At 47.8% G+C, this 4,062-nt stretch carries 5 protein-coding genes; 2 read left to right on the top strand and 3 right to left on the bottom strand.

The window, feature by feature from the left end:
• The 3 genes from LUQ50_RS07315 to LUQ50_RS07305 all read right to left on the bottom strand — a co-directional run.
• Window positions 1-250, bottom strand: a 250-nt coding sequence (locus LUQ50_RS07315; protein ID WP_300038401.1) for a fibrillarin-like rRNA/tRNA 2'-O-methyltransferase, incomplete at its 3' end; no start/stop codon positions are given.
• Window positions 247-1,143: a hypothetical protein gene (locus LUQ50_RS07310; RefSeq protein WP_300038398.1), complete on the bottom strand. Its 897-nt coding sequence runs from the start codon at window positions 1,141-1,143 to the stop codon at window positions 247-249. The genes LUQ50_RS07310 and LUQ50_RS07315, both read right to left, overlap by 4 nt.
• 1 nt (window position 1,144) lies before the next feature.
• Window positions 1,145-2,356, bottom strand: a complete 1,212-nt coding sequence (locus tag LUQ50_RS07305) for a tripartite tricarboxylate transporter permease (RefSeq protein ID WP_300038395.1) — start codon at window positions 2,354-2,356, stop codon at window positions 1,145-1,147.
• A gap of 81 nt (window positions 2,357-2,437) precedes the next feature.
• On the opposite strand from LUQ50_RS07305, the gene LUQ50_RS07300 reads away from it, so the two are divergent.
• Window positions 2,438-3,127, top strand: a complete 690-nt coding sequence (locus LUQ50_RS07300) for a uroporphyrinogen-III synthase (protein WP_300038392.1) — start codon at window positions 2,438-2,440, stop codon at window positions 3,125-3,127.
• A 34-nt stretch (window positions 3,128-3,161) separates the two neighbouring features.
• The coding region (locus LUQ50_RS07295) for an RNA-guided pseudouridylation complex pseudouridine synthase subunit Cbf5 (protein WP_300038389.1) at window positions 3,162-4,062 on the top strand (901 nt) is incomplete at its 3' end.

Here is a 4,062-nt window from a genome sequence, read left to right as displayed (position 1 = left end):
GTGGTTCCCGGGCCATCTCAACTGCGTAAATTATCCCTGCATAATCAGCAACAAATGAAACAGTAGTTCCTGATGCAGCCCCCAGATAGAGGATATGATCGGCAGGTTGGATCTCCGGACAATTATTATATAGATAGTAGAGTGCTGCAAGCTTACTTCGTTCAGGTGGCCAAACCCTGAGTGGGCCAACCAATCGATCGCCTTTCAGGGGCTTGCCTGAAGAATACAGGATTCCGTTTTCCCAGATCATGATCTCCCCGATACTCTTTCAATCTGCTTTTGAGCTTTTTCCAAGAAAACAGGATCCAGGGTTTTCCGGTAAAAATCTATCCTCACTGCTATAGCCACCTTCGCAGCAAGAGTCCTGGCAACTTTTCCCCTCATTTTACGAGATATAGCATGTACTCGTTTATGTTGAAAGATAAGTCCATGTTTAGGAGGAGGAGAACCAGACACCAGATGTGAAAAAATTGCATTTCTGGATCCCAATATCTGTATTCGGGAAGCGGGCATTCGGGATAATCGCTTGAGACTGCCTGCTTCTTCGAGAAGCCTGGCTGAAACCAGGGGGCCCAGGAGAGCACTGCAGTTCGGAAGAAGGGCCTCACATCTAACAGATACATCACGGGCAATTTGCTTTCGGCTCGCCTGAATACTGATGATATCTCTGGAGAGAAGTGAGACGCCATCAGTTTTCGGTACCGCAACCGCCTTGTGATTCAGATCCTGACATTGGGAACCACATTCACTGATATCAGAATCGCTCCCCAGCATCCGTTGCCAGAGTTGAACTTGTTCTGCGATCCGACTGATCATTTGATCGGTTTCCCTCAGAATCAACACCAGTTTGATCAGACGGACCTCCTCTGATGCATGGTATTGCCTGATTCCTGATTGTGACCAGGCAATGCAAAGATTCCGGATTCTGGTGAAATATTCTTCTTTATTTTTACAAAATCCACAATCCACTGCATCTTTCCATGAGGGAAGACCGGCCATAACCGGACCATATCGCTGAAAGATCTCAAGTAATTCAAGAGGATCAGATGAGAAGGCATACCATCCGGAATCGGTCAGATCCCCATACCAGTATTTTTTTTTGTATCCGGCGGTGGTATCATGAGGGGATTGATCAGAATTCATTTTAATAACCCACGATTCCAAGTGAATATAATATAACTGGCATCGTCACGACACCCATACAGCTAACCCGGGAAATATTCAGAAGCCCCGGTATCATACCAATTCCGGTGGCACATGCCAGCACAAAAAGTCCAAAGGGACCGGTACATATTCCACATAACAGAATAACGAATCCTGCTACAGTAGTATTCAGGGTTTTTCCATTAAGACCAGAAAACCATCGGACACATCCCGATAACTTCAGGGTTATCATATACGCAACTACTGAAGCAGCGACTAGGAGAAAGAGAAGAATGGGAAAGGAAGGAGGATCCAGTGACGCGAGAGTTACCATTACCCCGTTCCTGGTCCTTGCTATGCCATAAAACGCTGCCAATCCAACCACCGCATTTGCACAAGTTGCTGCACCGGCAGCAACCAGATAGGATCTCTGATGTACCTCATAACTGAATCTGGACGTTATTACGGCATTTGCTGATGCAGTGGAAAGGCCGGGAAGCCAACCGACCAGGAGACCTGCCACAGTCCCTGAGAACGATGCGGAGAGAATATCACCATTTTCCAGTCCAATATCACTAAACCGTTGCCTGGGAACAGGTGCATGAGAGGAGGTGAGTATCACGGAAAGACCAAAAAGGCCGGCGAGTAAGGGCATCAGAATACTACTTACTCCTGCCAGCCCCCAGGCCAGATATTGATACCTGAAGGCAAAGAGTCCAAGCAGCCCTGAAGAGAGAAAGATCAGAAGCGCCCATGCTGGTGAGTCTTCCTTAATGATAACCACCCCCATAACCAGAACAAGAAACGGACCGGTAATCCAGTCAATGGAGGTTTGAATGGGGGAAAACACCAGATATGCAAGGATAGAAACCGGAACTCCTAAAATTACCCCATAAAGACAACCCAGCGCTGCCAGTCGTACTGCTTCCTCTCCTTTTCCTTCCAGGGTTAGAGCATGTGCAGGAAGGACTGAGAGAGTGGTCCCAGAGTCTGGAATCCCATAAAAGGTCGATGTGATCAACTCGTGAAAGGATTGACTTATAAGATGGACAATTAATGCTCCGGCTAATCCTTCCGTCCCCAATAAAGGGATTATTGACGGAGAAAGTCCTGCCATGATCCCCGCCATGGTATTTGTGTGAATACCGGGAACGAGTCCGCTAATTATACCACAGATCAGCCCCATCAACGCCCCGATGAGTAACAGAATCATGAGATTCTCATGCATTATAAGTGTAAAGAGAGCTTAAAATAACCGTATATTTGGTCTGCAGACCAGGGATTACGGGAAGGCATGAAAATTGCAATAACCAGGCTTCGGGGTAAAGAACTGGATGATCAGCGGAGGTGCGCACGTCGCGGTCATGACTGTTATTCAGTAACACCTCTGAATAGCGAGATGGATCAGGATCAGATAGACCTTTTTATTGAACATGTCCAGGAAAACCGATTTGACTGCATATTCTTCACCAGTGCCCTTCCAGCATACAAAATAGCCCCTCTCCTTGGTCGGTGTACTCTTCCCCGCGTCATAGCCATTGGTCCGCAGACAGCCAAAGCACTACGTGAGTCTGGTGTTCCCTGTGAAGTATTACCTGAATATTATTCGCGTGCCTTTGTCCCGTACCTCGGTGAATGGATATCCGGAAAGACCATAGGGATCCCACGCTCTGATGCTCCCAATCCCGGTCTCCTGAACGCAATATCAGAATCAGGAGGAGAACCGGCTGAGTATACCATCTATTCCCTGATCCCAACCTATGAAGAACTTAATCTCACCAGTGCAGAAGCATTGCTGTTCACCAGTGCACTTTCATTTAAATCTGCAATCTGGCGACGACGTGAGGATCTGATCCTGATAGCAATAGGAGATGTTACTGCATCAGCTATGATTGATGCCGGATTATCTCCGGATGTAGCCGGTGATGGTTCTCTTGAAGGAACACTTGATGAACTGAATATATACCTCCTCATGAATCCCTAACATGAACAACCAATCAGTCACACCCTCTGAAACCATGACAGATCAACCAATAATAAAACTCCAGAACGGAGGGGGGATCCTCCTCATCGATAAACCCCGGGGGCCTAGCAGTCATCAGGTTGCAGCATGGGTCAGGGAAATGACCGGTGTTAGTCAGGTTGGCCATACCGGTACCCTTGACCCCCAGGTATCCGGAGTTCTGGTTGTTCTGCTCGGAAAAGCAGTGCGGCTGACTTCTATTCTCCACATGGATGAAAAGGAGTATATCTGCCTGATGCGACTGCAGGGCGACGTATCAGAGCAGGCACTTGCTGATGTCATAAAAGAGTTCACAGGGAAGATCTATCAGCGACCACCCCGGAGAAGTGCGGTGAAGCGGGCTCTCAGAATACGGGAGATCCTGGAACTTGAGATCCTGAGTCGCGATAATCGACTCGTATTACTCAGGGTCAGATGCGATTCAGGTACGTATATCAGATCACTCTGCCATCATATCGGAAAGGCCCTGGGTGTCGGCGCTCACATGCAGGAGCTTCGGAGAAGCAGATCTGCTGAGTATCATGAATCACAGATCCATACCCTGCATGAAGTCAGGGATGTAATAGAATCTGCAAAAGCCGGGAACCCAAACGATTTGTCCGCTATGATACTCCCGATGGAGAATTCAATAAAAAATCTTCCAACCGTGACCATCAAAAATTCAGCAGCAGGAGCAATCTGCCATGGAGCACGTCTTTCAATGAGGGGAATTGTGAAAGTTGATCCCTTTCAGATGGATGATATGGTGGTAATGTTTACTGAATCAGGGGAATTAATTGGGGTCGGCGAGGCGCTCATGAGTGCGTCGCGGATAATTCCCGGTGAAAAAGGTCTAGCGGTTGCCCCCAGAATCATATTTCCAGACGCCGATGCATATCCTGCGTTGTGGAAAGGAC

Origin of the sequence: Methanospirillum sp. (assembly GCF_028679455.1) — an archaeon.
Classification (GTDB): Archaea; Halobacteriota; Methanomicrobia; order Methanomicrobiales; family Methanospirillaceae; genus Methanospirillum.
This window is presented reverse-complemented; position numbering and strand designations above follow the sequence as displayed.

Excerpts from the sequence above, each read along its gene's own strand:
- LUQ50_RS07310 (WP_300038398.1), bottom strand. The coding sequence starts at position 1,143 with ATGAATTCTGATCAATCCCCTCATGATACCACCGCCGGATACAAAAAA.
- LUQ50_RS07305 (WP_300038395.1), bottom strand. The coding sequence starts at position 2,356 with ATGATTCTGTTACTCATCGGGGCGTTGATGGGGCTGATCTGTGGTATA.
- LUQ50_RS07300 (WP_300038392.1), top strand. The coding sequence starts at position 2,438 with ATGAAAATTGCAATAACCAGGCTTCGGGGTAAAGAACTGGATGATCAG.